Genomic DNA, 26,992 nt, shown 5'->3' with positions numbered 1-26,992 from the left:
AATTAGTAATGGACTTGTTCTTATTCATCGGAATATTTTTAGGGGTCGGAGCTATTGTTGTTGGAATGGTTGCTAAGGGTGCAAGCATTGCGGTCTTGATCAATCCTGAAGCAGTAATCATAATTTTCGTTGGGATAATCGCCGCAATCGTAAACTCTTATCCCAGTAAAGAATTGAAAAGAATCCCCAAAATACTTGGTGTGCTAGTAAAGAATCAACATTATGACTATGCTGGAATCATTCAAGAAATCGTAACGATGTCGAACTTAGCCCGTCGCAATGGCCTTTTAGCATTAGAGGATCCAGTCCAGAAATTGAAAAATCCATTTTTAAAAAATGGGCTTGAAATGGTCGTAGACGGGATAGAACCTGAACAAATACGCGAAATCATGGAAAACGAGATCGAAGGTATAGAAGAAAGACATCATGTGGGTGCGGGAATTTTTAAAACAGCTGGCAGCACATCTCCCACTTTGGGCGTTTTGGGAGCCGTGATCGGTTTGATTGGGGCACTTGGAAATTTAAACAATGTTGACGCATTAGGTCATTCGATTTCATCGGCTTTCGTGGCAACTCTATTTGGGATCTTTTTTGGATATGTCATTTTAATTCCTTTCAGTTCACGCCTGACAGTTAAATCTGAGCAGGAAATGCAGGCTTTAACAATCATGCTCGAAGGAGTTATGGCAATTCAAGCAGGACAATCATCTAAAAGTATTGAGAAGAAGCTCTCCAGCATGCTTGACCCAAGTGATCGCAGCGATGACAGTGAAGAAGACAAAGAAGACGAATAAAAAGGTGTTGAACCCCTGTGAAAAAGAAAAAAAAAGAAGAGGAAGTTGATGAAGGTTGGCTTCTTCCATACTCGGATATGCTGACACTTCTGCTTGCTTTGTTCATCGTTTTGTTTGCAATGGCTAAGGTTGATGACAAGAAGTTTCAACAAATCAAAACTGAATTCAATTCTATTCTTTCAACCCGTTCCGGAACTGGATCAGATTCAATCATTGGCACCAAAGCAGTCGTAAAACAGGAGCAAGGAAAAACTTCCAGCAGCGAAGCACACGCCCTTGCACAAGAAGCTAAAACACAACGGCAACTAGAAACCAAACAATTAGAAGCCGTTAAACAACAGCTTCAGACAGACTTCACCCAAGCAAATCTTCAAAGCGATGTCACGGTTACACTTCAAAGTGATGGAATTCACATTACCATGAACAGTAATGCTTTATTTGCCTCAGGCAGCGCTGATCTGACTCCTGAGGTACAGCAAAACTTAGAAGGCCTTTCACCTCATTTACAGGTTTTGAGCAATAATCCAGTTATCATCGCCGGTTACACCGACAATGTCCCTATCAGGAAAAACGGTCGTTTTGCTTCAAACTGGAACCTGAGTGCCGAGCGCGCTATTTCAGTGATGAACTTTTTTGTTTCCAAAAAGGTTTTTTCCGAAAACAATGTTTCAATTCAGGCTTATGGTGAAAATAAGCCTAAAGCCTCAAATGACACTTCTGATGGTCGCGCTCAAAATCGCAGAGTTGAAGTTATTATTCAGCGTATAAACAATTAACATTTTATCTGGGCTATAAAAAAGTTCTGGACCTAAGGTATCCCCTAGTTCCAGAACTTTTTGCATTCACAGAAATTAACTAATGATTTCTCTTGCTCACCTCTTCCTTTGATTTCCAGCCTCATTTTCTTTCTCCGAAACTGAAACAGTTATCTCAATCACATTTTAGTACCACTATCGCTTACAGTAATCAAAAGAAAATACTAGAGCCTGGTGTGCTCTCCCAACATAATCTTGGGCTTGCTGTTAATTCAATGCCCTTTTACGTAAACCACGAAATATACAGCCAGCGATAAACTTTGTATCTCACTAACAACTTAGTTACTAAAATCACATGTTTCATTCAACCAATGCATGAAGATACATCGATCAGAACAAAAAAGTTCAGTCAGAAATCAACTAAAATCAATTTCCAACTGAACCATCTTCATTTGTGTAAACTTTCAATATTACTATGTTTTAGAACGCAATTTTCTCTGCTTAATTCTAATTAATCCTGAATGTCGAACTTGTTTGTATTTTTTTTCAATACATCCGCAACATCTTTCAAATCACCTACATGGTTAGTAAACTCATCCATTGTTGCCAGGACCTCTTCTGAATTTGCTGAAACTTCCTCTGTCCCTGCTGAATTTTCTTCAGTTGAAGCAGAAATATTTTCCAAATTCCCCAAAACTTCAGTCTGAACTGCTTCGATTTTCTGGCTCGAAGCAAACATTTGACCGATCCCTGAGATTACATCTTGATTGCTTTCAAAGACTTCCTGTGTTGAATCACTTGAACGCTGCATCTTGGTTGTCAATTTATCGCTGTCAGCAATTGATTCAGTTGTTTGCTGAACCATTTCTGAAGATTGCTCACGAATCTTATCAACAATCTCTTCTATTTCTTTAGTTGATGTCTTGCTTTGCTCAGATAGTTTTCTGATTTCAGTTGCTACAACTGCGAATCCTTTTCCAGACTCGCCTGCTGTGGCTGCCTCGATGGAAGCATTCAACGCCAGCAAATTTGTTCGATGAGAAATGTCATTGATAACATTAATTATCTTGGTAATGTTCTGAATATTGTCATCCATATCTTGAATTCTATCCATCAATTGTCTCAATTTAACCAATTCATTGTCCCAACCATTAGTAATATCACTTACAATTTCAATATTTTCCTGATTGAGTTTTTTAGCATCATTCGACCTGTCTGCCAAATGTTCAGCATTTTTGCGTGCCTCATCCATAACACCTGTCAGATCTTGCATTTGTTTAACGCTCTTTTGCGTCTCTTGTGCCTGTGAACTTGTTACTTCTGCTATCCCTGTGATTGTCTGTGCAACTTCTTCTGTAGCTGTGTTAGTCTGTTTCGACAATTCCAGCAGTGAATCTGCTTTTTCAGCCACTTTATCACTTTGGTTCTGAACTTCCTTAATCAAATTACCTATTGAGCGGACCATTCTATTATATTGAAATGAAATCTGATTGATTTCATTCCCATTTTCGTCTGGTTCAACAACCCTACGTGCGATAGTTGTCATACTGAATCGTTTTCTGTTGCCATCTTCGGAAGCTTTAATCGGAACAAGCTTGCCTTCGCTACCCCGTTTGAAGTAAGACGTAAAGACTGCAACTGTTTCTCGGATCAGCTTAGTTGTAAATAATGTCACAATTACAACTAAGAGCAGCATAATGAGTGCAGCAATTGCTGTTGTTTTCAGTAATGTATTTAATTCCTTGCTCAAATCATTTTTTTGGACCTTTGAATATGCCCAGATTGTACTGCCTGGGTAAAGCCTATTATATGAAACCTGACTGACACTATTTGAGTTAGACAGATTGAGTTCACCACTTGTTTTCTTGGCTTTTGACATTTTTTTAAATAATTCAGTCTTGCTGATATCCTCACCCGATTTGTACCCATCTGAATGCGATGGATCACCTGTTGCAATTACACGACCGCTTTTTGAGAGTAAGGTTACACTTCCTGTTCGACCGATCTTCAATGCTGCTGCAGTTTCTTGGACTGCTTTAAATGACACATCGAGGCCTAAAACTGCGCTCTGCCCTTGACCATTGTGCACCATTATTGAGGCTGTTGTTACATAATCGCCTGTTGTTATATCACGATATGGCTCTGTCCAATGAACTGTTCCATTATCCTTAACAGCCCCTGTGTACCAAGGCCTTGTTCGTGGATCAAATCCCGCAGGTACTTTTTGGAAAATAACAGTCCGACCGTCTGACGTGCCGAACTCAACCATACGGAGGTTCGAATTACCCTTTTTCGCAGCTGAAAGACTGCTTCGGATATCTTTCAAATTAAATTTGGTCTTAAAAGCTGGTAAACTTGCCAAATTTTTTAAATCTGTTTCAGTAGATTGACGCATGTTTTCTGTTGAAGCTAAAACTACTGCGGTCGCACTTTGTTTGTTAATCTGATTTCGACTGATCAGTAATTTTTTCGTAGCCACGTATGGATTGATCGACATTATCAAAACTGGAATAAATGCAATTAATAGTAACATCAATGTGACTACCTTGTTAATACTTTTGCTTTTACCGCGTTTCATTAAAACGCCCCCTATAATTTGTCCAAGCACAAAAGGGACTATCTTTCATAATAGTTTTGAACTAGCTCTGTACTGAAAACCAGTTGCTGGTTCAAAGAGCTACTCTAAAATAATCAGACCCTTTTGTCTATATAAAAATTATCGGTTTAAATAATTAAAACTTAAGTATTTGTTTTTAGAAAAACAAGAATATTTATTGATAAAATTTTTCCACGATGTCATGCAACATATTTTTAATTATAAAAAAATAGAGCTGGCTCAAAAATTTAATTTTGAGCCAGCCTCTTTGTTGATTCCATATAAACATGTCCTAATCGTCAAGCTTTCAAATAAAAATTGCTTAGCAAACAAACTCTATCCAAGTCCATAATTATTTTTCAAAAAAAACCTTTGCTTGTTTAGTCTTTTCCAGAAGTTAATCCATCATCTGTATATTTTCCAAGAAATTCTTTCAGAGCTGCCCCTGTTCGTGATCCTTTTGCCTTAGGTGCATCGTGTGGTCGCCCACTAAAGGTAATCTGTCCGCCATAAATTCCTGCGTCTGGTCCGACATCAATCAGCCAATCTGCAGCAATGACTACGTCCAGATTATGTTCGATAATAATAACTGTATTCCCTTGTTCAACCAGTTCATTAAACAATCTGATCAATTTCTCGGTATCTTGCAAATGCAGACCTGCTGTGGGTTCATCTAAGAGATAGATTTGACCCTTTTTATCAAGTTCAAATGCTAGTTTCAGGCGCTGCAGTTCCCCGCCTGACAATGTTGTCAGCGGTTGGTCAAGTGTTAAGTACGCCAATCCAACTCTCATCAAGTTCGTTAGTTTATCTTTCAGAACTGGAATAGCATCAAAAAAATCTGCCGCATCTTTGATTGGCAATGCTAGGACTTCCGCAATATTTTTCCCATGATAAAGATATTGCAGGGCCTCATCATTATAACGTTTACCCTGACATAACTCGCACACTTGTACAACTGGATCCATAAAAGCCATATTAGTAATAGTTACACTTTTTCCCTTGCAGCGCGGACAAGCACCCTTGCTGTTGTAGCTGAAAAGTTGGGTCGAAACATGATTGGCTTTCCCGAATAGGCGACGAATATAGTCCAAAATATTCAGGTATGTCGCCGGTGTCGAACGGATATTTACTCCCATTGGAGCTTGTGCAAGATCGATATAATTCACTTTTAAACTACTTTTCAAAGCTGCAATTAATGAACTTTTCCCCGAACCAGCTACTCCGGAAACTACAGTCATTACTCCCAATGGGAAATCAGTGTTAACCCCCTTTAAATTATGCAGTGTAACTTGTTTCAAGGACAATTGTCCTACAGGTTCTCTTTCTTTTCCAAAATGCCGCGGTTTTTTCAGCCAACGTGCAGTTAGAGTTTCAGATTTTAGCAATTCAGAATAAGTACCGCTGAAAGTGACCTCTCCACCTGCCTTTCCTGCTTTAGGTCCCATTTCGATTACGTAATCTGCAAAAGAGATCAAAGACGGATTGTGCTCGACAACTATAATTGTATTTCCCTTTTGACGCAGTCTTATCAATGCCTGTTTGATCAGTTTAATATCATGCGGGTGCAATCCTACACTCGGCTCATCAAGGACATAGACCATATCAGCCAAAGAACTAGTCAGATACTTAGCGATTTTTATTCGTTGTGCTTCGCCGCCTGATAGGCTTCCCGTATTCCGGTTAAGTGTTAGGTATCCCAAACCAATATCAATCAATGACTGAATTTTTGTTTGTAGTTCACGAATTACATCCACTGCTAAAGGTGCTGTGATTTTATCCAAAAACGAAATCACATGTACCAGATCCATGCTCGTAACCTGGGAAATATTATAGTCATCGATTTTATTCGTTAGTGTTTTTTTCTTTAAACGCAAGCCTTGGCATGCTGGACAGACCTTACGCTCAACAATTTCTGCAAGGGCTTCCTTGTGGTGTTCCCCCTCCTTGCTGTAAAGAATTGAACGTTTGATGCGTGGTACCAAGCCCTCGTACTTGGCTGTTTTATACCATCCCTCCGGTGGATCTGCCAGCTTTTGCTGAGGAGCGTGCATTAAGAGCTCATATTCTGCCGAGGTATATTCTGCAATTGGTTTATCATTATCAAATAATCCACTATTCGCATATCTTTTCCAGCGCCACGTATCTGGCCCGAAGCTGACAAATTTGATTGCCCCTTCATTCAGTGACTTTGTCGAGTCGATAAGCTTATCTTCATCTAGTTCATCAACATATCCTAGTCCTTGACATCGAGGACACATTCCCTGTGGTAAATTAAAAGAGAAACTATCTGAATAGCCCACAAATGGTTTACCAATGCGTGAAAATAACAGACGCAATAATGAATAAATTCCTGTATAAGTTGCTAAAGTCGAGCGTGCATTCCCAGTTAATCTTTTTTGCTCGATTACTATTGCGACCGGTAAATTACTGATTCGACCAACGTGAGGCTGACCAAATTTGGGAAGATATTGCTGTGTGAAGCTTGGAAAGGTCTCATTTAGTTCACGTCGGGACATTGCAGCCACCGTATCAAAAACGAGCGATGATTTTCCGGAACCAGATAATCCAACAAAAACTGTGATTTTTTGTTTTGGTATTTTCAAGTTGATATGCTGCAGATTATTTTGCCAAGCATCTTCAACTTCAATAAAACCATGTTCGAAAATATTGTCGTTTTTCACATTTACCCCTCCAAATAACGAATTGTACCCTTGCATAATAATTTTGACACTAACTCTCAGGTAATTCAAATACCAACTTGCAGTATGTTCTTTGGAGCAAAAAGCTCTTCTTTTAAATAGTTTAATTCCTGTAAAAAGGACTTGGGGTATAAAAATCCCCAAGTCCTAGCATTACAGTATTCCAAAAGTTAATCTCTTTCACCCAGCAGGTATTGTATTACTCATGGTCAAACTCTATTTGCAATACACCATTAATTCTTAAAAATCCCAGATTTCTCAAATTATGAACAAAATCTATTCAATAATTTTGAATTCTTCCGTTAAATTCTTTTCGAGTCTCTCCGAAATCTTTTTTAATTCAGCAACATGTGTTGTAAATTCTTCCATTGTTGCCAGCACTTCTTCCGAATTAGCTGAAACCTCTTCTGTTCCTGCCGAGTTTTCCTCCGTTGAAGCCGAAATGTTTTCGAGGTTTTCTAAGACTGTACTCTGAATCCCCTCAATACGTCCGCTTGCTTTTTCGATATGATGGATTCCTTCGAGTATGTTCAGCCCCTTAGAATAAACATCCCTTGATGATTCAATTGCGTTCTTAATCAGTTCGGACTGCTTTTCGCCACCGGCCAGCGAGTCTGAAGTCTGTTTAACCATCTGTGAAGATTGCCCTTGAATCTTTTCAATAATAGTTTCAATTTCTTTAGTGGAATCCTTGCTCTGATCAGAAAGTTTTCTGATTTCTGACGCAACGACAGCAAATCCCTTACCTGATTCACCCGCACTGGCTGCTTCAATTGAAGCATTCAGAGCCAGCAGGTTAGTTTGATGTGATATTTCATTAATAACACCGATAATTTTATTGATATTTTGAATGTTGCTGTTCATCTCTTCAACACCGTGCATTAATTCTTCCATCTTGTTTAATTCACTATGCCAATTAGAATTGACTTCACCAGTAACATCAATATTTTCCTGGTTCATTTCACTTGATTCTTGAGATTTGTTGCCCATATCCTGAATATTTGTATGCAGTTCTTGAATTGTTTCCGAAAGATCGCGCAGCTGAGTTACACCTTTTTGCGTATCTTCAGCCTGTGAGCTTGTGACCTCTGCTATTCCTGTAATTGTTTTAGCGACTTCTTCCGTAGCTGTGTTAGTCTGCTTCGATAATTCCAGTAACGATTCCGACATTTCAGCAACTTTCGTTCCTTCTTTTTGAACATCTTGGATAAGCCCGCCGACTGAATCAATCATACTGTTGTACTCATAGGCTAATCGCTGCGGCTCGTTACCATGTTCAACTGGATGAGTGAACTGATTAATTTTTCTTTCAAAGAAGTTTTTAGCCTTCAGTCGCTTAGGAACGATTTTTTCGAACCTACCGTTGCTTGCTTCTTCAAAAAATGAACTAAGCGTATTAACAATTTGCTTAATAGCACGTACAAAAATAATAGCCATTAAGATCGCAAGAACCAGCATTATTACAAGTATAATGATTGAGGATTCAACCAATGAATGCAGTTCCGGTGTCAACTCATTTTTTTCAAGTTGCGCCATCGCAAAGGTGCCATTATTATCGCTTCCACGATTATAATAGACCTTTTCAACTGGTGACGTCCCTGTTACTGAAACCGTACCTGAATTTGAAGAGGCTGCAGATGCCTTTTTGAACGCAGCCGTTTTGCCGACATTCTCGCCAATCAGTTTTGTATTTTTTGAAGCAAGAACCGTCCCGTCGTTCGCAACCAGCATTGCATTACCTGTACGCCCGACATTTAAATGATCCAAAATCTGCTGAACATCATCATACAAAACTCTGAATGAAAGAACACCGACTTGGCCCTTAGAATTGCGCATTGCTTCAGAAACACTGATAACATTGCTCTTAGCTGCCTTATCGTAATATGGTTTAGACCAGTAAACCTGCCCAATATCCTTGACCGCACCCTTATACCAAGAACGTGTGGTTGGATCAAAACCAGTTGAAAACGTCTTTTTAGTTGAAACATATTTTCCTTCAGAATTCACAAAAATTGTATCCAGCATCACATCGTTTTCGCTTTCTGCAGCTGAAATTATTTTTTTGATGTTATTCATGTCAAAATTATCTCTAAAAAGATCCTCTGCAGCTAATGTCGTCAATGCTTTCTTAGCTGATACATTCATTGAATCCCGACTATCCAATACCGTTTTAACAGCACTTTCGCGACTATTGGAGGTTCGCTCCAATAAAAGATTTTTCGTACTATGATATGAACTCATCAGCATCACAAGAATTGGTATGAAGGCCGTCATGATCAAAACCGTTGCAACCAAACCGCCGATGCTTTTATTCCTCTGTTCCATGAATTATAGACTCCTTTATTTTTATTTCAGATCTCAATGTTTAAAAGCTCAAAAACATAAAAGAAAAGTAACATACACCTTTTAATATCGGAGGAAACAATGAAAAGTTAACAATTATAAGCAAATTTGTTTGTATAAAAATAAAAAAGCACTATATGCTTCAGTTACTACACTTTAGAAGAAAGCCCTTTTAAAACGATATTTTTCACTATTAGCTTGAGGATAATGCGTTTCCAGGTTTAAGTTTAAAACCAGTTTTTCCGTCTAAAACTCATGTTAAGGGTAGTTTATTAAGCAAAGACTATTTGCGATATGAAACCTTTTACAAAAAAGGGCATTCAATACCAGCAAACCCTTAAAATTATGCTAAAATCTATGTTGTGATTAGCGTTTTTTTCGCAGTTACGACATTACGTTAGTTAAGTTAAAATGTATTCGACAAGGAGACAGTTAATGAACCAGCTTATTTATTATTTAAAAACTGAATTACCCAACATAAAATTAAAGAAAATGCTATCTTTAATGACTAAATGGCAAACGGCCTTTATCTTTCAGGCACCCTCAAATAATACAGTTCGTTTGGCCTATGGCGCGATTGCAGAACACTACTTTGCTAAGGATGAAGACCAATTTAATGCTTTAAAAAATTGGCAAGTCCTGTTGAAAAAAAATTTGGTCAACATAAAGCAAACATCAGAAAACCGTCTTGCTCTCGTAGGCAGTTTCGCCTTTGACCCGAATGCTGAAAAGGAAAACGCCTTTTGGGGCAAATTAGCGCAAGGATACTTCTTTCTGCCTAAATATACGGTCATTAAGTCTGGTAACAGCACTGAATTAATAACTTGCAGTTTTGATGCAGCAGCCCTTGAAAAAGAAAGTTCCTTTTTCGCACAAAAACTGCAAAACACTCCAAATTACTCGTTGACCTTAGCAGAACATGTTCCATTCACAAAAAACAACACAGCATTAGATCAATGGACAGATGCTGTAGCCGCAACCACTGATAAGATACAACAACATCAGTTAGAAAAGGTTGTCTTAGCTCGTTCACTTGAGGCAACTTTTAGTGATGCCGTTAACCCTCTTGCTGTGTGGCGAAAACTGACTTTGACACAGCCACAGACTTATCATATTTTGCTAAAAACCGCTAGCGGTTCTTTTATCAGTTCAACTCCCGAAAGATTTGCTAAATTCAAGAATCAGCAAATACAAACAGCTGCCGTCGCAGGAACCATCAAACGCGGCCAAACGCGCGCTGAAGATGATCGCTTAGGATCTCAGCTGTTGAATGATCACAAAAACTTGCAGGAGCAAAAATATGTACTAGAAGCAATTGGAAAGATCCTCAGGAAACAAGGTTTAACCGTCAGACATTCGAAACGTCCACAACTGCTGAAAAATACAAATGTTCAGCACCTTTATACCCCAATCATGGCGAATGGTAATTTTGAATTGTTCCAGGTTCTTCGTGATCTGCATCCAACACCAGCACTAGGTGGGTTACCTCGAGAAAAGGCCCTCCGCCAAATAGCACAGGTTGAGCCTGGAACGCGTGGGCTTTTTGGCAGTCCACTAGGCTACTTTCAATTTGATGACACCGGTGAACTAGCCGTTGGAATTCGTTCTGCTTTGTTAACGGCCAATTCAGTTCATCTCTTTGCCGGTGCCGGAATCGTATCGGAATCTGTGCCGCAAAATGAAGCTGCTGAAACTCAATTGAAATTCCAACCATTACTACATGTTTTAGGAGATCAAACTGATGAACACACAGACATTAACTAATCAAGTAACAAACATTTTAAATGCCCTTTTAACTCAAGGTGTCCGTGATGCCATCCTTGCACCTGGTTCACGTTCAACACCGATAGCTCTAGGCTTAGCTCAACTGGCCCGAGAAAATAAAATCAATTTGTACGTTGATGTCGATGAACGTTCCGCAGCTTTTTTTGCATTAGGAATCTCAAAAACAACTTCCAAGCCTGTTTTACTGCTATGCACCTCTGGTACTGCAGCTGCCAACTTTTATCCAGCCGTTTGCGAGGCTTTTTCTTCACATATTCCTTTAATTATTCTGACAACGGATCGCCCACCAGAGCTAACTAGAATAGGTGCCCCCCAAGCCTTAGACCAGAATTGTTTTTACGGTCACCAAGTCAAAAAGTTCTATCAGCTGCCCCTTGCTTCAGATAATTTCGATGAATGTCAATATACCAGTTTTGTTGTTCAAAGATGTGTCATACATGCTACCAGCCACCCTTTTGGGCCTGTTCATTTAAATTTGCCATTGCGAAAACCACTAATGCCACAATTACCCTTGTCATTTATGAAAAAATCTAAAAAGCTGACACGTTCTAAAATAAAAACAAGCCTTGCAGCTACCGATCTCGCCGATCTATCTGCTGCATTCTTTGATAAGCGCGGTCTTATCATTATGGGGCCCAATGAAGATCAAACAAACCATAATGCGCTGCTGCGTTGGGCCGAAAATGCAGGCTGGCCTATTTTGGCAGACCCCTTAAGCCAATTGCGCGGCATTGATTCAAAAAATATTATCTCAGCATATGATATTCTGCTCAAAACACAGCTTCCCTTATTGAATGACCTCAAACCTGATGTGATAATTCGTGGCGGTGGGACTTTTGTTTCAGCTAATCTTGGTGCTTGGATGAAACAGCTTAATGTTCCAAACTACTATCTTGATCCTAACTACGAATTAAATGACTATACTGAAACATTAACAAATGTCTTACCACTCTCAGCTGACTGTTTTTTCGAGAGTTGTCCTTGTCCTGCGCCAAGAAGAGGTTGGCTTAACAAGTGGAGTCAGCTTCAAAAAGAAATCAAAAAAGGGCTGGCAAGCCTAAATTCAAAAAATCAGCTAGATGAACCATTAATACCTCGACTGCTGGAACACCTGCTTCCAATTGAGACACATTTGTTTATTAGCAATTCCATGCCGATTCGCGATATTGACAGCTATTTTCTTCCTCAAAAAAAATTTCGTTACTTATACTGTAACCGTGGTGCAAATGGGATAGATGGAATCATTTCAAGTGCCCTAGGGATGAGCAGTCAATTCAAAAACAACCTCTTGCTGATTGGTGATTTAGCTTTTTTTCACGATATGAATGGACTAATGATGGCCGAACGCTACCATCTGCAACTGCGGATTATCGTCATCAACAATAATGGCGGCGGAATTTTTTCATTTCTTCCTCAAGCCAGCAGTATTGATTTTGAAACTATCTTCGGCACACCGCAGGACCTAGAGATAAAGCAAGTAGCCCAACTTTATCACGCCAGATATATCAAAGCTGACAGTATCGTTGCCTTTGCAGATATTCTACAGCAGCCTCTGCACGGATTGGAGATCATTGAAGTTCCAACTAATCGAACTACTAATGTCAGAGCACACCAAGCTATACTTCAAATGATCGCGCAACAGTTATCTAAGGAGTTCTAACTAATGGAAATTATTCTTGACCGCGAAAAATATTATTTTGAAACTGTAACTAATAATAAACAGCCATCACAATGGCTTTTACTCCACGGTTTTATGGGCAGCCATCATGATTTTGATGCCGTTATTCCATATTTGAATGGAACAATTTTGCTCCCAGATCTCCTTGGACATGGTAAAAGCCGAACAAGCGCTCCTTATACACGCTATTATATTGATCGCCAAATAGATGATCTAGCCGGTCTAATAAAACAACGAATGAACCCGCCGATCAATCTCTGGGGATATTCAATGGGAGGTCGTCTAGCACTTGGACTAACATTGAAACATCCTAAACTCGTAAAACGGCTCGTCTTAGAAAGCAGCACCGCTGGCATTACATCTTCAGTTGAACGTTTAAACCGTCGTCAACATGACCAGCAACTGGCGAAAACCTTGAAACAAGGTAACTTATTTGAATTCGTTTCGGCTTGGGAAAATCTTAAACTCTTTGCTTCTCAAAAAAGACTATCTTTAAACCGACAAAAATTCATTCACCAGCAACGTATGGGGCAAGATAGTATCTGTCTTGCCAATAGTCTACTTGGAATGGGAACTGGAACAATGCCGAATTATTGGCCGCAATTGCATGAGCTAGATTTACCTGTAACCTTGCTGGCAGGAGCACTTGACTCAAAATATACCAAGCTGACAGCTCAAATGGAAAAGATACTGCCATGTGGGCAGCGTCATATTGTTCGCGCTGCCGGACACAATACACATCTGGAGCAGCCGTTCATGACAGCCAAGATTATCAAGCAAGAGGAGCACTATAAATGAAAATTACTCACGCAAAACTGCTTCCCTATGATTTAAAACTTAAAAAACCTTTTCGTACGGCACATGGGACAACCCACTTTCGCCCAATTACGCTGATTGCCCTGAGTTCAGATGATGAGCAATGGGGTTATGGCGAACTTGAAGCTTTTGCACAGCCTACTTACACTCCTGAGACGCAAGAAACTGCTCGTCTCGTCATTTGCCGGTACTTGCTTCCCTTATTAGAAGGTCAAGAATTAAACTGTCCAGAAGATGTTTCCAAGCTTTTCACAGTGGTTCAGGGAAATCAAATGGCCAAAGCTGCTCTTGAGACAGCTGTCTGGGATTTGTTTGCTAAACATGCGCAAAAAAATTTGTCACGGCTTCTATCTGAGCATTCACAATTAAGCTGCAGACAAAGTATCCTAGTGGGAATCAGTATCGGTGCACAAAGTAATGCTTCAAAAATGATATCAGAAATTACTGCAGCAGTTGAAAAAGGCTACCAGCGAATTAAACTTAAAATTACAAGCACGACAGAAATAGAAGCCTTTAGCCGCGTTCGCCCTCTCTTTCCTAAAATACAATTTATACTTGACGCAAATTCAAGCTTCACACTAAAAAACACAGCTCAACTCAAAAAACTTGAAAAAATCAAGCTAGCTATGATAGAGCAACCGCTTGACGCAACAGATTTTACCGCACATGCTGAACTACAAAAACAGATACATGTTCCCATCTGCCTTGATGAAAACATTTTTTCCTTAGATGATGTACGGACCGCTTACCAGCTTAGAAGTGCCCAAGCTATCAATCTGAAGCTTTCTCGCGTTGGAGGTCTTGCCAACGCACTCCAGATTATCCGTTTCTGCAACAACCACGGTCTGCTCGTATGGTGCGGTGGGATGTTAGAAGGCGGTATCGGACGTGCTACTAATCTTGCTCTTGCCAGTCTTGAATCTCTGCCTTTTCCTGGTGACATCTCTGCATCAGACCGTTACTATCAGAAAGACATCATTGAAGAACAGTTTAGTTTAAAAAATGGAAAATTAACTATCCCAACGGATAACGGGATCGGGGTAACTCTGAAAAAAAATATTCAGAAACGTTTATTAAAGCAGCCCAACATCCTAAAGGACACGCCTTAAAAATTTTTTTGTCTGAAACTTATTCTTTTATTTTTGAATATTGAAAGAGGTTTCTGGTATAATTATGGTAGTGTAATCATACAATACCTAGACTTATGTTTTATGTATGATTGATTGTTAAACTATGTGGTGTATAATGATGTATGAAAATGATTTTTTATATCGTTAGAAACAAGTAAGGAGCCCATTAAATATGACAACATCAATCAAAATTGTGACAGATTCATCTGTACAGCTTACACCTGATGAAGTAAAAAAATATAATATTCACATTGTCCCATTGTCTGTTGAAATTGAAGGCAAAAGTTATGTCGATGGCGAAAATATCACTCGTGAAGAGTTGATTGAAAATCTGCGTGCTGGCAAATACCCTAAAACTAGCCAACCACCGTTAGGAAAATTTGTTGAAATCTATGATAATTTGGGTGCAGACGGTAGCGAGGTCCTTGCCATCACTATTTCCGACGTGCTTAGCGGGACATTCAACACTGCCCAAACGGCTGCTGGAATGTCATCCGCAAAAGTTACTGTCATTAATAGCAAATCAACCGATCGCGGTTTAGCATTCCAAGTTCTTGCTGCTGCCGAAGACATTGCAGATGGTAAAACAATTGCTGAAATCAAGCAGCATTGTTCAGATATCTATAAAAGAACTCGTATCAATGTCCTAATTGATAATTTAGATTGTCTCGTCAAAGGTGGAAGAATCAGTCGTTTTGCTGGAGCAGTAACTAAGCTGATTAATCTTAAAGTTGTTGTTCAACTTAACAATAAAAGCCTTGATGTTGTTTCCAAAGGACGAAGCCGCAAAGCATTTTTAAAATTCTGTCAACAGATTGCGGAAGCTCATCAGGATAACAAGATTCTTGATTTATCTCTCTCACATGTTGGTGTTGACCAAGATTTTCTTGAACGCTTGAAGAATATTATTCTTCCGACCGATGATCATGTTAATTATCTGAAACGTCTAACAAGCCCAATCATCATGACGCATACAGGATTGAATGCTGTTGGAATAATAACTCTTTCTGAAAAGCCAGAACCACAAGAAGCATAACTTTTTTAGATAGCATTTGATAGCAAAAATTTGAAGTTCTGCTTCAAAATAAAATACAAAGCCAGTTAGAAATTTAGCATACACTTCCTAACTGGCTTTTTTGCTACGCTAAAAATTTTCACTCGGTCATCGTTTGTCCTTTTGAGCTTTGTAATTTGTTGAGCAAAAAAATTGCCCTTTGTTAATTTAATATTTAGAATAGCCATATGCAAGCGGTTGCATAAAAAATATTAATGTTGGGGGTGGATTTCATGATCAAATGGTTGCGCCAATCACTTAGTGGACGCGTAGTAACAACAATTATTCGTATATATCTCGGTTACCTGTGGCTGACATCCGGGATTGAAAAACTGAATGGTTTTTCAGCTCAAAAATTTGTTGAAAATGGAATTAAGAATCCGGTGGCAGGTCCTGATGGTCAGCCTGTATATGGATGGTATACAGAAATTTTAAAAAATTTTGTCATGCCAAACATAAGTTTATTTGACTTTCTTGTTGTTTGGGGTGAAATTCTTATTGGACTTGGTTTGATTTTAGGTGCTTTTGCGACAACCGCCGTGTTTTTTGCCTTATTGATGAACTTCAGCTACCTTCTTGCAGGTACTATTTCAGTGAATCCACAGTACATCTTTTTAGAATTTATTGTCCTTATTGCCGGATTCAACGCCTCTAAATTTGGCCTCGACTACTTTATCATCCCATTTTTACGCAAAAAAATTCCTTTTTTGAAAAGAACAGTTGAAAATAGATAACTCAAAAAAACATACACAAAAAATCCGAATTATTGGTTAATAATAATCAATAATTCGGATTTTCTTAAATAAATCTATTATTTACCAATAAATTACTCAATAACTACTTTTGTTCCAAACGGAATATTCTCGTACATCCATTTGGAATCAGCCACAGTTAAGTGAACACATCCATGTGATGATGGTTTTTTACCTAAATCAGCAGCAACTGACTTAATATAATTGCCATTGGCATCCGTTGGAGTTGAATGAAACAAGAACTCACCATGATTCTTCCATGAAACCCAGTAGTGAGCTCCCTCCTCCTCTGACTGACTATAGAAATAAGTACCGCGCTCGCCTTGAATATGATAAACTCCCTTAGGTGTGGCAGTTTTTCCTGGTTTACCTGTCGAAGCATACATCGTATAAAGCTTTTTGCTCTCATCCATCAGATAAACGCGCTGTTTCTTAATTGAAACGTGTATCCATAAATTAGGGTGCTCAGATATACTCGGATATGCTTTTTTCATCGATGGGGCACGCCAATCAATCGTCTTTTGTTTTGTTGTTTTTTTAGCTGCTGCTTTGCTCTTCTTAATACTTGTCGCCCGTGCAGTCTCATTATGGGACTGTTTAACATGCTGTAGATTTTTTGCAACAAAAAACATAAGTAAGGCTGCAATAATAATTCCCAAAATCAGCCGCAAAAATTTATTATTGAATCCCATCTCTCACTCGCTCCCCAGTTTTGCAGTAGGCTGCCGCTCAGTCACCACAGACTTAGTGGTAAAATTATTAGCTGCTGCATACTCCCGTCTTTTAACTCAATCATAACTTCACTGAAAAGGAAGTCAAGGCAGTTGCAATGAATTTAGTAATATCTAAATTATCTACTTTCCCTAAGGCTTTCTTCTACCGACCAGCCAAACGGCAATGACTCCGCAAGCAACAACACCTGCTACAACCAAATTGCGTTCAGCCAGTTTTGTACTACCAACGATAACGCTCAAAACTAGCGCTGTGATAGTAAATAAAATCATTGCAAAACACTGTACTTTGCTGAAAGCTGATCCGTATTTTTTTTCACGTTTCGTTATCAACGGTAAAATTGCACCTGATCCAACCAAAACAATAATTGCAACAATGTTGATAATCAATTCGTGCCACCATATAGCACTAAATTCTGCAACATCTTGCGGAGCAATTCCGAAAACAGTCGCAACTATGGTAATAGCTAACGCCCAAAAGCCGGCCCACCATGCCAGCTTATCATTCTTAATAAACACATACTCAGATGGATATTCTTCAGGATTCTTACGGACACGCATAAATGCATAAAAAATCCAGCACGTAACTCCTGGGGAGATAATTCCATTCAAATTAAGCAACCAGTTAAAGACGTCATTCATCTCCGGTAAAAAAATACCTAAGAAAAGAATAAATCCTGATAATAAGCAAGTCAGCAAGTAACCATTAATCGGCAGACCGGCCTGATTCGTCTTCCGTAAAAAAAGTGGCATGTATTTTTTGCCTGTATCCGAAATAAGCATTCTCGTCATAGCATCCAACAAAACGGCCAAAAGAGCCGCAAGATAGGTGACTTCGGTCCATGCGAATAAATACATAAATAAATTTCCGACATGGTATTGCTGACCAAGAGCTTGAAAAGCATAATAAGACCCATTCATTTTCAAATCATTCGGCAAATGATGCGCATCAAAAAAGATCCCTAAAGAAAAAGAACCAAAAATCGTCAGAAAAGCGGTCATCACAACCAGCATCAACATTGATTTTGGAAACTCATGACGCGGATTCTTCATTTTAGTTACGAATGGGGCAATCAATTCACATCCATTGACGGCATAAATCAGCAAACCCAATGTCGTTAAATACTTCAAATCAAACTTTGGAATAATAGCGCTAAGATTCATAGGCTGTGTCGCAATGTGACCACCCATCTTCAAAGATGCAAATGCCATGATGACAAATAATACTGTCATCCCGAACATTGCAATTCCACCAATCGAACTCAATAATTCCAATGAGCGTTTAAACCGTGATTGGATCGTAATGAAAACAACGAATACCAAGAGGGTCCACAGTGCAAATTGACCATTCGACATCGTGTCTTGAAATTTACCACTCCCTTTGATCGCCCAGCCAAGACCAATAACCACTGAATTAGCAGTATCTACAACATACGGAATTGATGCAGCCCAGTAAGTCCAAGCAGTAAAATAACCAAGAAACTCGCCATTTGTTCCTCTGATCCAGGAACTCAGACCACCGCCTTCTTTATTAAAAATCGATCCTAATTGCCCGACCATTAACGAATATGGGATTACATACAAAAAAAGCATTAAAATCCATGAAGTAATGACTCCCATGCCTTGGTTTTTGAAATTATAGATTATATCATCAAAACCAATAACTGTAACAAATGCCATCAAAGCCAACACCGGCCAGCTGATATAATGTCTATTATTTTCTAAATTATTCATCTTTTTCTCTTTCTTGCTTAAAATGTTGTTCTTTAATAAGTCAAAACGTTATCTATTCAAATATCCTTGAAACAATCGTGTACGTAAAGCTGTATCTGTCGCATAAATGTACATTCCCAAACGAGCTCTCGTCAAAAGAACATCTATTGAGTTCAAAATCAGTCTTTCTTTTGCCTTTTCTGCATCAGTTCGTTTAGCTAAACCATTAAAAGCTGCTTGATCTTGATACACTTCAGGATGTATTCTAATACGGTCGTGCACAGCATCATACCGTACACTTGGTCCAAGTATGATTCCTGCATAATTGAGATCAAATCCTTGAATCGTGTAGACAGAACCTACCTCGCCAATTGAATCGTCTCTTTCTGCCCAAGGTAGCACAGCCTGTGGCTGGTTTCGATCCCATCGCAACCTGAAATTGCCTGCATTTACAAAATAATCCTTGCCATCCAAACGGTATGGAAAATCGTATGTTGCCAGCATGCGGCTTAATCCGACGATTCTATTTTTCCGTTTTATCAGCTCATACATTTCTTGCGCATCATCCATGATCCTAAAATCAAATTTCTGCGGTGCAGGTGGTGCAGAAATATTTTTTTCAACCAGTGCCTTAATCCAATCTTTAACATCATTATTGGCTTTGACACGAAATTGCTCAGTCAAATGATAATAGTGGACATTTTTTGAAGAAACAAGCGCGGCTAATTTGTCCTTATTCCAATAACTTTTGCCTTTTAAAACTTGTTTTTCATCAAAAACCAGCACAACAATTTTACTGAGTTTCAAGATTTCCTGCAGCTGATTATCTTGTTTAAAATGATTGTACGGATCACTTTTCGTTAGAAGCAGATGTGCCTCATCAACCAATACTATATCAGATCCTTGTTGTTTCTTATGCGATCGATTAATAAAAGTCGTCGGCCTTTCGAAATTCTTTTTTAATAAGGTTGGACACTCGGCGGCAATGTTTCTATAAAGTTTAAGCATTTCTGGATGATTAACCAAAAGATAATTACTTGTTTTATAAAGTATCGATGTTTTATCTTTAGCCATTTTCTGAATCGCATTGAAAATGGAGATCAAGATAACACTCTTCCCTGTTCCAGCATCTCCTGAAACAACAAAAACCCCTCGCTCTTTTACAACGAGAAGTCTTTTACAAAACTCGAAGATTTGCTTTTCCAAATCCTGCTGTTCAGTTGTTAATTTCACCGCTGCCAACTTATTAAACGCTTTGTTAGCTGACCTGTCCATAAACTCACCTGTAACTTTCTTCAAATAATCCTTATGGCAAATAACCTTAACTCTTTTTGAAACATTTCTTCATAAATTCTTCATAAATTAGCATTAGACTGTACTTGTAACATAATATTTAACCAACTTCATTTACTCCCCCTAATAAAGTAAATGAATATCCCTATCGTTAATTATTAACGATATTCCTTTCTCCGCCTAGCATGGTTGCCTAGGTGGAGTTTTTTTGCAATTACACACAATAATAATAATTACTTAAATATTGTCATACCTTTAAATCATTCCCAGATTCGGCGTATTCATCAGAAATTTTCGCAAACAAACCTACAAAAATAATGTTGAAGGATATTTCCCACATATGCTGATCGATAACCGAACTTAAAATTACAAGTAATAATGCAATTTCTAGCACAATGTATTTTTTTGAAATGAATTTATGTGATAAGAAAATTATTAAAGTCATTGTAAGTATAAATGCCCAAAACCCGTGCATCATTAATACTCTAATAAAAGACGAATCTACAAAGAAGTAATTATAAGGGCCATTATGTAGACCACCATTCCCAACTTGTGGGATGAACTGACCTAATAACGGAACATTGTAACGTTTGAAAACCAAATGCCCATAAACTAACCTTTGTGATAAGATTTTATTGATAATCTTGAAAATAGGATTAGATGGAATAAAAAAATACGCCAGTAATATATTAAATGCAACAAATGCTGTTATCAACAAGCTCATTAGTCTTACACTGATACGATCGACAAGTTTAATAATTGGTCTATAAAAAAATGCAATTAAAATCACTAAAAGCATCAGGATAGTATCTAATCTTGTATCTGTCAAAACATACATCGCTACTGTTAATGCAGCCAATGAAATATATTCAGGAAGATTCAGCTTAAACTTTTTAAAGACCGCGTAAAACAACATCAAACAAAAAACTCTCGCTGCAAAATCGGTCGGATAAACAGCTCCAAGGGCATAACGAACAATTGGGGTCCCGCTGCGTCCAAAAGTAATGTTATAAACTAATCCAAACTGTGAAGCTATAATTGTAATAACTAACGCAGTGCTGATAAGGATCAAATATGTTTTAAGAATTTTTGAAAACTCAATATTTTTGGCTCCCAATATTAATAGGCAATAATAAAAAATATCGTAATCATAGGACACCCTGCACGTAAATTCTATTAAGATTCCCACTAATAAAAAAATAAGAAGATCCTTCAATTTCCAATCATCAAACAATAATATCTTCAGCACTATAAAAATTGCTGAAATTTTCATAAAATCGTAGAGCACAGGAGAACTCAAATATTGCGTAAACATTGTCCCACGCAAATAATTAACTAATGCATAAACTATAAAGCCTACAAAGTATAACTTTTCAGGCAACTTATTAACTTTTTTATTCAAGTAATCCTGTATATGTTCCCTTTTGGCAACTATATCCATCATAACTCTTTACCTCACCTATGCTGTGATCTGAAATCACTGACAATTTTCTTAACTTTATCCAAGATTGTTGGTCGTAAAAGTAGCAGTAAACCGCCATATATAAAGACCCCTAGTAATATCTGCCAGATTAATGAAACAACGTAGAAATGAACGGAATTGTTCAATTTAAAAACTACCGCAAACATGACCAATCCTGCTAAAAGATATTTCGGGACATTTACAAAAAGTTGCTTTAAATCAATTAAATCTTTTATCTTCCATATTTGATATGAAGTTACAGAAAGTTCTGAAAGAATCGTAGCTGCCATTGCACCATATAATCCCCCAAAATATATAAAAGGTACATTGCATATGATGTTTATAAGTGCACCCAATATAACAGAACTCGAATAAGATTTAATTCGATTTGTTGGCAGTAAAAATTGCTGTCCGATTACGTTGCTCCAAGCTATAAATATGATAATAATAGATTCAAGCAACATTGCCCTTCCTACAGGGATAAATTCAGTTCCATAAAAAAACGGTCCTAACTTGATCGATATACCGGCTAAACCACATGCCATCGGGATTGCGATAAAAGACACAAAATCAAAAGATTCAACAAGATAATGATTCACTCGTTTACTGTCTCCCCTTGAAAATGCATTGGTTACGTGTGGCAACATTACCGTTCCAGTGGCTGTTGCTAATGACAGAATAAGCTTAACTATTGTGTCTGCTCTATCATAAAAACCAGAAGAAGAAACCGGTCCTAAAAGCCCTAACATACTCTTATTCAAAATAAGGTACACTTGCACTGCAACCTGTGGCACAAAAAAAGTAATTGAAGGCCTAAAGTGTCGCCAAATATTTAATTCTGAAAATTTGACCTTTGTTAAAGTTCTGCGCAGATAAGGCCACAAAGTCGCATTTCCCAAGAGTACCGAACCAGCAAGAATCAAAATGTAGGCCCACAAATCGCTTCTTTCCTTAACAAAAATAAAGATTAGAATAATCGAAAGAATTTTGACAAAAGTATTACGCAAAACTGTCTTTCTAAAATCTTCTATCCCCATGTAAAGCCAAGAAATATCTACTCCTGCAGCAATTATGTATAACGATTGGATAAGCATATAAAACTGATATCGGTGGAGTATCATTAAAACTCCAAGGAAAAGCAGATACGTAATACTAATGGTAATAGTTTTTAATAGCTGTATTTCCCAGAATGTTTTACTCATCTCATGCTTATCATCACGTATAGCAGCAATTTCACGATTACCATACAAAGCAATACCAATACTTCCGAATAAAACAAAATATTGAATGTTAGCATTGGTCGTCGCGTTAATCCCTATATTGGTAGCTCCTAAGACACGAGTAACATATGGCGCAGTCACCAATGGTAAAATCATTGCCAAAAGCTGGTAACCAGCATTGTAGAAGTAGTTCTTGAAAATCTTCATTTATTATTCCTCAAATTCATTCTTAACAGTTGTCAAAGCCGCACTGATTACTTGATCCATGTTGTAATAGCGGTATTGTCCTAAGCGACCGCCGAAAATTACTCTTTTTGCCTCTTTATCAGCTAAAGCTTTATATTCTTTGTAAAGGGCGTTATTTTGAGAATTATTAACAGGATAGTATGGTTCATCACCACGATGCCATTTTTTGGGATATTCGCGAGTAATAACGGTCTTATTCTTGTCCCCTTTACCGAATTCAAAATGCTTGTGTTCAATGATGCGTGTAAACGGTGTTTCAGCATCCGTGTAATTAACAACCGCATTCCCTTGGTAATTGTCTTTATCCAATTTTTCAGTTTCAAAATGCAGACTACGATACTCTAATTCGCCCAACTTATAATTGAAATACTCATCTATCATACCTGTGAAAACAATGCGGTCATAATCACGCATGTACTCATCTTTTCGGTCAAAGAAATCTACTCCAGTTTCAACAGAGATAAGATCATTCTTTAACATCTTCTCAACAATTTGCGTATAGCCTCCAACGGGTATGCCTTGGTAAGCATCGTTGAAGTAGTTATTATCATACGTCAGTCTGACAGGGAGACGCCTAATAATAAAGGCTGGCAAATCCTTAGTAGAACGACCCCACTGTTTCTCAGTATAACCCTTAATCAATTTTTCGTAAATATCGGTTCCAACTAAAGAAATCGCCTGTTCTTCAAGATTTTCAGGTTTTCTGCCCTTCAAAACCGCACGTTGTTCATCTATTTTTGCTTGTGCTTCTTCGGGAGTAATAACACCCCAAAGTTTATTAAAAGTATTCATATTAAAAGGCAGGTTGTAAATTTCACCCTTATAGTTAGCCACAGGACTATTAGTGTAGCGATTAAATTCGGCAAAGTGATTTACATATTCCCAAACACGTTTATTAGAAGTGTGAAAAATATGCGCTCCATATTGATGAACTTGAATGCCATTAACATTTTTAGTATAAATATTTCCAGCAACATGAGCACGCTTTTCAATAATCTTAACCTTATGACCTCTTTTAGCAGCCTCATGAGCAAATGTTGACCCAAAAAGCCCTGCTCCTACAACTAAATATTTTTTCATCTTCATCCTCCACTTCAATATCAATCATCTGATTATAGTACTTTAAATTTAATTTTCCATTAACTCTTCTATGGCTCGTCTAATATAGTAACCCGAACGCATCTTTTTTCCAACTTTAACTGCGTTAGTTTTCATAACATTAAAGTCAGATTCAGAAATATTCTTTAGTAGTTCATCCAGATGATTGAGATCATCGACCACAATTCCAACATTATTTTCCAACACAAAATCGGCTATTGCTGCTTCCTTCCACACAATAACAGGGATACCCGAGCTCAGATACAGTGAGGTTTTATGTGGTGCATTATATTTTAAGTATTCTCCAAATCTTCCATCACATTTATCTAGGCTAGAACCATCCCAAACCAACCCATAGTTTTGCTGTAAATATTTTGGAAGCTCATCGGGTGTGTATTGCCCCCCATATTTTATACATTCGTGCATCTTAAGATTATTATTTGGTCCAAAGACAAACAAACCATTTTTTACATCTAATTTCTCAAGGAAGTTTGCTTTGGCTAAATTTCCAGCAAAGCAAACTGATCGATTATAGCTTTTTTGAACTCTAAAAGGCTGTGGATTATCATAATCAAATATTTCCAGCTCAGCAATTTTCTTTGTGATCCCTTTTTCTCTAAGCCAATTTTTCATTGATTTATTGTGAGCGATCAATCCATCAACCTCGTCCATATTAAAAATGCTCAGTTCTTTTTTGACAAAGCTTTTATCATCTTGAAACAATCGCAACGACTCAACATCATGAATCACTAATATAATTCGAGCGGATGTATATTTTTTAATAGTTTTGATTATTTTTTTTGTCAAAAATAATGAATAAATTGGATACTGAAAGATTACAACATTCATTGCCCTCCCCTTAAATAGTTTAGGTAGAGTTTTCAGGGCATAATACATCTTTCTAATTCTTTTTCTAGGTATTCTGGTTTTAACAATCTTATAACCATTCAGACTCAGAAATTTAATTATATCGTGTTGTGCTTTTGGCCCGGCATCGTTATCCGACCTCTCAATTGTTGAAATCACAAAATCTTCAGTCATTTTATCTCCTAGTCCAACACTTCAGACAAATAGAAATCATTTAAATATTTTATTTTTTATGAAATCTCTGTTCATCTTGGCGGTATTAAATATACTCAAATGTTTAATTCTAAAGCGTTCTTTATGATGCGTTATCCAAACATTAAATAATCGTTCAGAGAGAAAACCATATAATCTGCTTTGATAATCATCATAATTGCTTATATCAACATTTTTTTCTATTTCAAAAAGTATTGAAAACAACCAGCTACTGTATTCATCCATATACTTTTTATGTGTATAAAACATGTTGCAGATAACAAGTTGATGACCGTTCATAACCTCATCGAACTCAGGAAGATACTCTGGATAAAGTTCTCCTAATACCCTTCTAGTTGTTTCTAAATCCTTTATATCATGTGAAGCTTGAAATTGCTGCCTGACACTTCTTTTCTTGAAATAGTTTTTTTCTGGGGTAGGTAAGACCCAATCACAGTTCTCTAAAAACTTATTCAATTTTGACACAGATAGTGGCTTTAATTTTCCCAAAACCATTGTCTCAGTAATTTCACCGAAAAAGCCCAGCGGATTTCCGCTGAAGTATCTCCTGTAGTGTGAAAGACCAACTATACTTTCATTGCTATGCTTCCAGATCCAGTACAATCCTGTCAATTCACAATAATTTTTATTTTTAGAAGAGATATTATCTCCTTCATCATCACTAAGATATCCATCTATTTTATCTTTATTCACTGCCCCAACCAACAAGGGGACATAGTGTTTTGGCAGATAATAATTAAACTTCTTATGAGTTATCACATACATTGTCAAAAAAATCACCACAATTATCATTTAAGTTTTTCATCACATCATCCAAAAATTATTATTCAAATTTATCAGACATAAATGAATTTAAAGCCAATTTCCAACCTTTAAAAGAGGAAAAACCTGTTTCTTTAGACAATTTCATTACACTTTTCTTAGGCCTATAAGCCGCCGTAGGATATTCCACAGAGGTAACTGGTCTAATTTCGACATCTTTATCTTTCAATATTTCGCAGGCAAATTCATACCATGAACATTGCCCATCATTACAACAATGATAGACACCATATTCAATTTTCTTATCAACTAAATATGTAACAAATTCTGCTAATGTTCTTGTCCAAGTTGGACGTCCGACTTGATCATTAACAACTGTTAGGCTGGCATGAGTCTTGGCAAGATTAAGCATTGTGTAAACAAAATTATGGCCATATTTTCCAAAAACCCATGAAGTCCTTACAATATAGTATTTATCACAATATCTCCGAACTGCTCTTTCACCTAAAAGCTTGGCCTTACCATATTCATTTTGAGGATTCGTTGGGTCATCTGGTAAGTATTCTCCATCCTTTAGCCCGTCAAAAACATAATCCGTACTGATGTAAACCAGCATCGCATTGTGTTTTTGACAAGCTTTGGCAATAATTTCAGTTCCCGTCGCATTGACCAAGTAATTACGCTTTTTTCCTTCGGCCTCTGCTTTATCAACTGCTGTATAAGCTGCACAGTGATAAACAACCGTAGGTCTATTTTTAGCAAAATAGTTTTCAACAGCCTGCTCATCAGTAATGTCCAAATCCTGTGACCCGCAAGCATAAAAAGCCGTATCACGTTCAGTCAATAAATTAGTTAGTTCCTGACCTAATTGTCCCCTAGCCCCTGTGATCAAAATAGACATCTATGTGAAATCCTCCGTTCTACCTCAAAGCCGCACGTTTCTTCAACGGGCGCCACCAGTTCTCATTATGCAAATACCAGT

General features: G+C 37.7%; 20 protein-coding genes. 8 read left to right on the top strand and 12 right to left on the bottom strand.

The annotated features are described in order from the left end of the window. Nucleotides 1–8 precede the first annotated feature (8 nt). Together motA and FD20_RS06340 are read left to right on the top strand one after the other, a co-directional pair. Nucleotides 9–794: a flagellar motor stator protein MotA gene (motA, locus tag FD20_RS06345; protein ID WP_057736848.1), complete on the top strand. Its 786-nt coding sequence runs from the start codon at nucleotides 9–11 to the stop codon at nucleotides 792–794. 17 nt (nucleotides 795–811) lie between these two features. Next, on the top strand, nucleotides 812–1,570 hold the full coding sequence (locus tag FD20_RS06340; RefSeq protein ID WP_057736846.1) for an OmpA family protein: 759 nt from the start codon (nucleotides 812–814) through the stop codon (nucleotides 1,568–1,570). A 490-nt stretch (nucleotides 1,571–2,060) separates the two neighbouring features. On the opposite strand, the gene FD20_RS06335 is transcribed toward FD20_RS06340, so the two are convergent. From FD20_RS06335 to FD20_RS06325, 3 genes are all read right to left on the bottom strand, one after another. Beyond that, nucleotides 2,061–4,127, bottom strand: a complete 2,067-nt coding sequence (locus tag FD20_RS06335; protein WP_057736844.1) for a methyl-accepting chemotaxis protein — start codon at nucleotides 4,125–4,127, stop codon at nucleotides 2,061–2,063. Between the two features lie 398 nt (nucleotides 4,128–4,525). Continuing rightward, complete coding sequence (locus tag FD20_RS06330; protein WP_057736987.1) at nucleotides 4,526–6,814, bottom strand: ATP-binding cassette domain-containing protein; 2,289 nt, start codon at nucleotides 6,812–6,814, stop codon at nucleotides 4,526–4,528. Between the two features lie 309 nt (nucleotides 6,815–7,123). After that, entirely contained in the window at nucleotides 7,124–9,172 is a 2,049-nt protein-coding gene (locus tag FD20_RS06325) for a methyl-accepting chemotaxis protein (protein ID WP_057736842.1), read from the bottom strand. Nucleotides 9,173–9,625: 453 nt separating this feature from the next. Between FD20_RS06325 and FD20_RS06320 the strand changes: the two genes are divergently transcribed. The 6 genes from FD20_RS06320 to FD20_RS06295 all read left to right on the top strand — a co-directional run bounded on the left by FD20_RS06320 (nucleotide 9,626) and on the right by FD20_RS06295 (nucleotide 16,387). Next, the gene (locus FD20_RS06320) at nucleotides 9,626–10,954 is read left to right on the top strand and encodes an isochorismate synthase (protein WP_057736838.1); all 1,329 of its coding nucleotides are present in this window, start codon (nucleotides 9,626–9,628) and stop codon (nucleotides 10,952–10,954) included. Continuing rightward, nucleotides 10,932–12,635, top strand: coding sequence for a 2-succinyl-5-enolpyruvyl-6-hydroxy-3-cyclohexene-1-carboxylic-acid synthase (gene menD, locus FD20_RS06315; RefSeq protein WP_057736837.1), 1,704 nt, complete (start codon nucleotides 10,932–10,934; stop codon nucleotides 12,633–12,635). Before FD20_RS06320 ends, menD begins: the two co-directional genes overlap by 23 nt. A 3-nt stretch (nucleotides 12,636–12,638) precedes the next feature. Then, entirely contained in the window at nucleotides 12,639–13,451 is an 813-nt protein-coding gene (menH, locus tag FD20_RS06310; protein ID WP_057736835.1) for a 2-succinyl-6-hydroxy-2,4-cyclohexadiene-1-carboxylate synthase, read from the top strand. Then, nucleotides 13,448–14,578, top strand: coding sequence for an o-succinylbenzoate synthase (menC, locus tag FD20_RS06305; protein ID WP_057736833.1), 1,131 nt, complete (start codon nucleotides 13,448–13,450; stop codon nucleotides 14,576–14,578). The genes menH and menC overlap by 4 nt, the downstream gene beginning before the upstream one ends. Before the next feature lie 193 nt (nucleotides 14,579–14,771). Next, nucleotides 14,772–15,635, top strand: coding sequence for a DegV family protein (locus tag FD20_RS06300; protein WP_057736831.1), 864 nt, complete (start codon nucleotides 14,772–14,774; stop codon nucleotides 15,633–15,635). A 251-nt stretch (nucleotides 15,636–15,886) separates the two neighbouring features. After that, the gene (locus FD20_RS06295) at nucleotides 15,887–16,387 is read left to right on the top strand and encodes a DoxX family membrane protein (RefSeq protein ID WP_057736829.1); all 501 of its coding nucleotides are present in this window, start codon (nucleotides 15,887–15,889) and stop codon (nucleotides 16,385–16,387) included. A 92-nt stretch (nucleotides 16,388–16,479) separates the two neighbouring features. Here the strand turns inward: FD20_RS06295 and FD20_RS06290 are convergent, their stop codons facing one another. The 9 genes from FD20_RS06290 to rfbD form a co-directional block, all read right to left on the bottom strand. Then, the gene (locus FD20_RS06290; protein WP_057736827.1) at nucleotides 16,480–17,097 is read right to left on the bottom strand and encodes a L,D-transpeptidase; all 618 of its coding nucleotides are present in this window, start codon (nucleotides 17,095–17,097) and stop codon (nucleotides 16,480–16,482) included. Nucleotides 17,098–17,268: 171 nt separating this feature from the next. Beyond that, nucleotides 17,269–18,870 carry an APC family permease gene (locus FD20_RS06285; RefSeq protein ID WP_057736825.1) on the bottom strand — a complete coding sequence of 534 codons (1,602 nt, stop codon included), beginning with the start codon at nucleotides 18,868–18,870 and terminating at the stop codon, nucleotides 17,269–17,271. 48 nt (nucleotides 18,871–18,918) lie between these two features. Beyond that, on the bottom strand, nucleotides 18,919–20,148 hold the full coding sequence (locus FD20_RS06280) for a DUF2075 domain-containing protein (RefSeq protein WP_235807723.1): 1,230 nt from the start codon (nucleotides 20,146–20,148) through the stop codon (nucleotides 18,919–18,921). A gap of 241 nt (nucleotides 20,149–20,389) precedes the next feature. Then, nucleotides 20,390–21,586 (bottom strand): hypothetical protein, encoded by a 1,197-nt coding sequence (locus FD20_RS06275; protein WP_057736823.1) that lies wholly within the window; start codon nucleotides 21,584–21,586, stop codon nucleotides 20,390–20,392. Between the two features lie 11 nt (nucleotides 21,587–21,597). Further along, nucleotides 21,598–23,031, bottom strand: coding sequence for an oligosaccharide flippase family protein (locus FD20_RS06270; protein ID WP_057736821.1), 1,434 nt, complete (start codon nucleotides 23,029–23,031; stop codon nucleotides 21,598–21,600). Nucleotides 23,032–23,034: 3 nt separating this feature from the next. Next, nucleotides 23,035–24,150: a UDP-galactopyranose mutase gene (gene glf / locus FD20_RS06265; protein ID WP_057736819.1), complete on the bottom strand. Its 1,116-nt coding sequence runs from the start codon at nucleotides 24,148–24,150 to the stop codon at nucleotides 23,035–23,037. Nucleotides 24,151–24,198: 48 nt separating this feature from the next. Continuing rightward, a complete protein-coding gene (locus FD20_RS06260; protein ID WP_057736817.1) occupies nucleotides 24,199–25,209 on the bottom strand; it encodes a glycosyltransferase in 1,011 nt (336 codons plus the stop codon). A 36-nt stretch (nucleotides 25,210–25,245) separates the two neighbouring features. Continuing rightward, on the bottom strand, nucleotides 25,246–26,013 hold the full coding sequence (locus FD20_RS06255) for a DUF4422 domain-containing protein (protein ID WP_235807727.1): 768 nt from the start codon (nucleotides 26,011–26,013) through the stop codon (nucleotides 25,246–25,248). A gap of 58 nt (nucleotides 26,014–26,071) precedes the next feature. After that, nucleotides 26,072–26,911, bottom strand: coding sequence for a dTDP-4-dehydrorhamnose reductase (gene rfbD / locus FD20_RS06250; RefSeq protein WP_057736815.1), 840 nt, complete (start codon nucleotides 26,909–26,911; stop codon nucleotides 26,072–26,074). Nucleotides 26,912–26,992 lie beyond the last annotated feature (81 nt).

The sequence above is a fragment of the Liquorilactobacillus uvarum DSM 19971 genome (genome assembly GCF_001434935.1).
Taxonomy (GTDB): Bacteria; Bacillota; Bacilli; order Lactobacillales; family Lactobacillaceae; genus Liquorilactobacillus; species Liquorilactobacillus uvarum.
The sequence above is the reverse complement of the archived record's forward strand: the minus strand, read 5'-3'. Positions and strand labels throughout refer to the sequence as shown.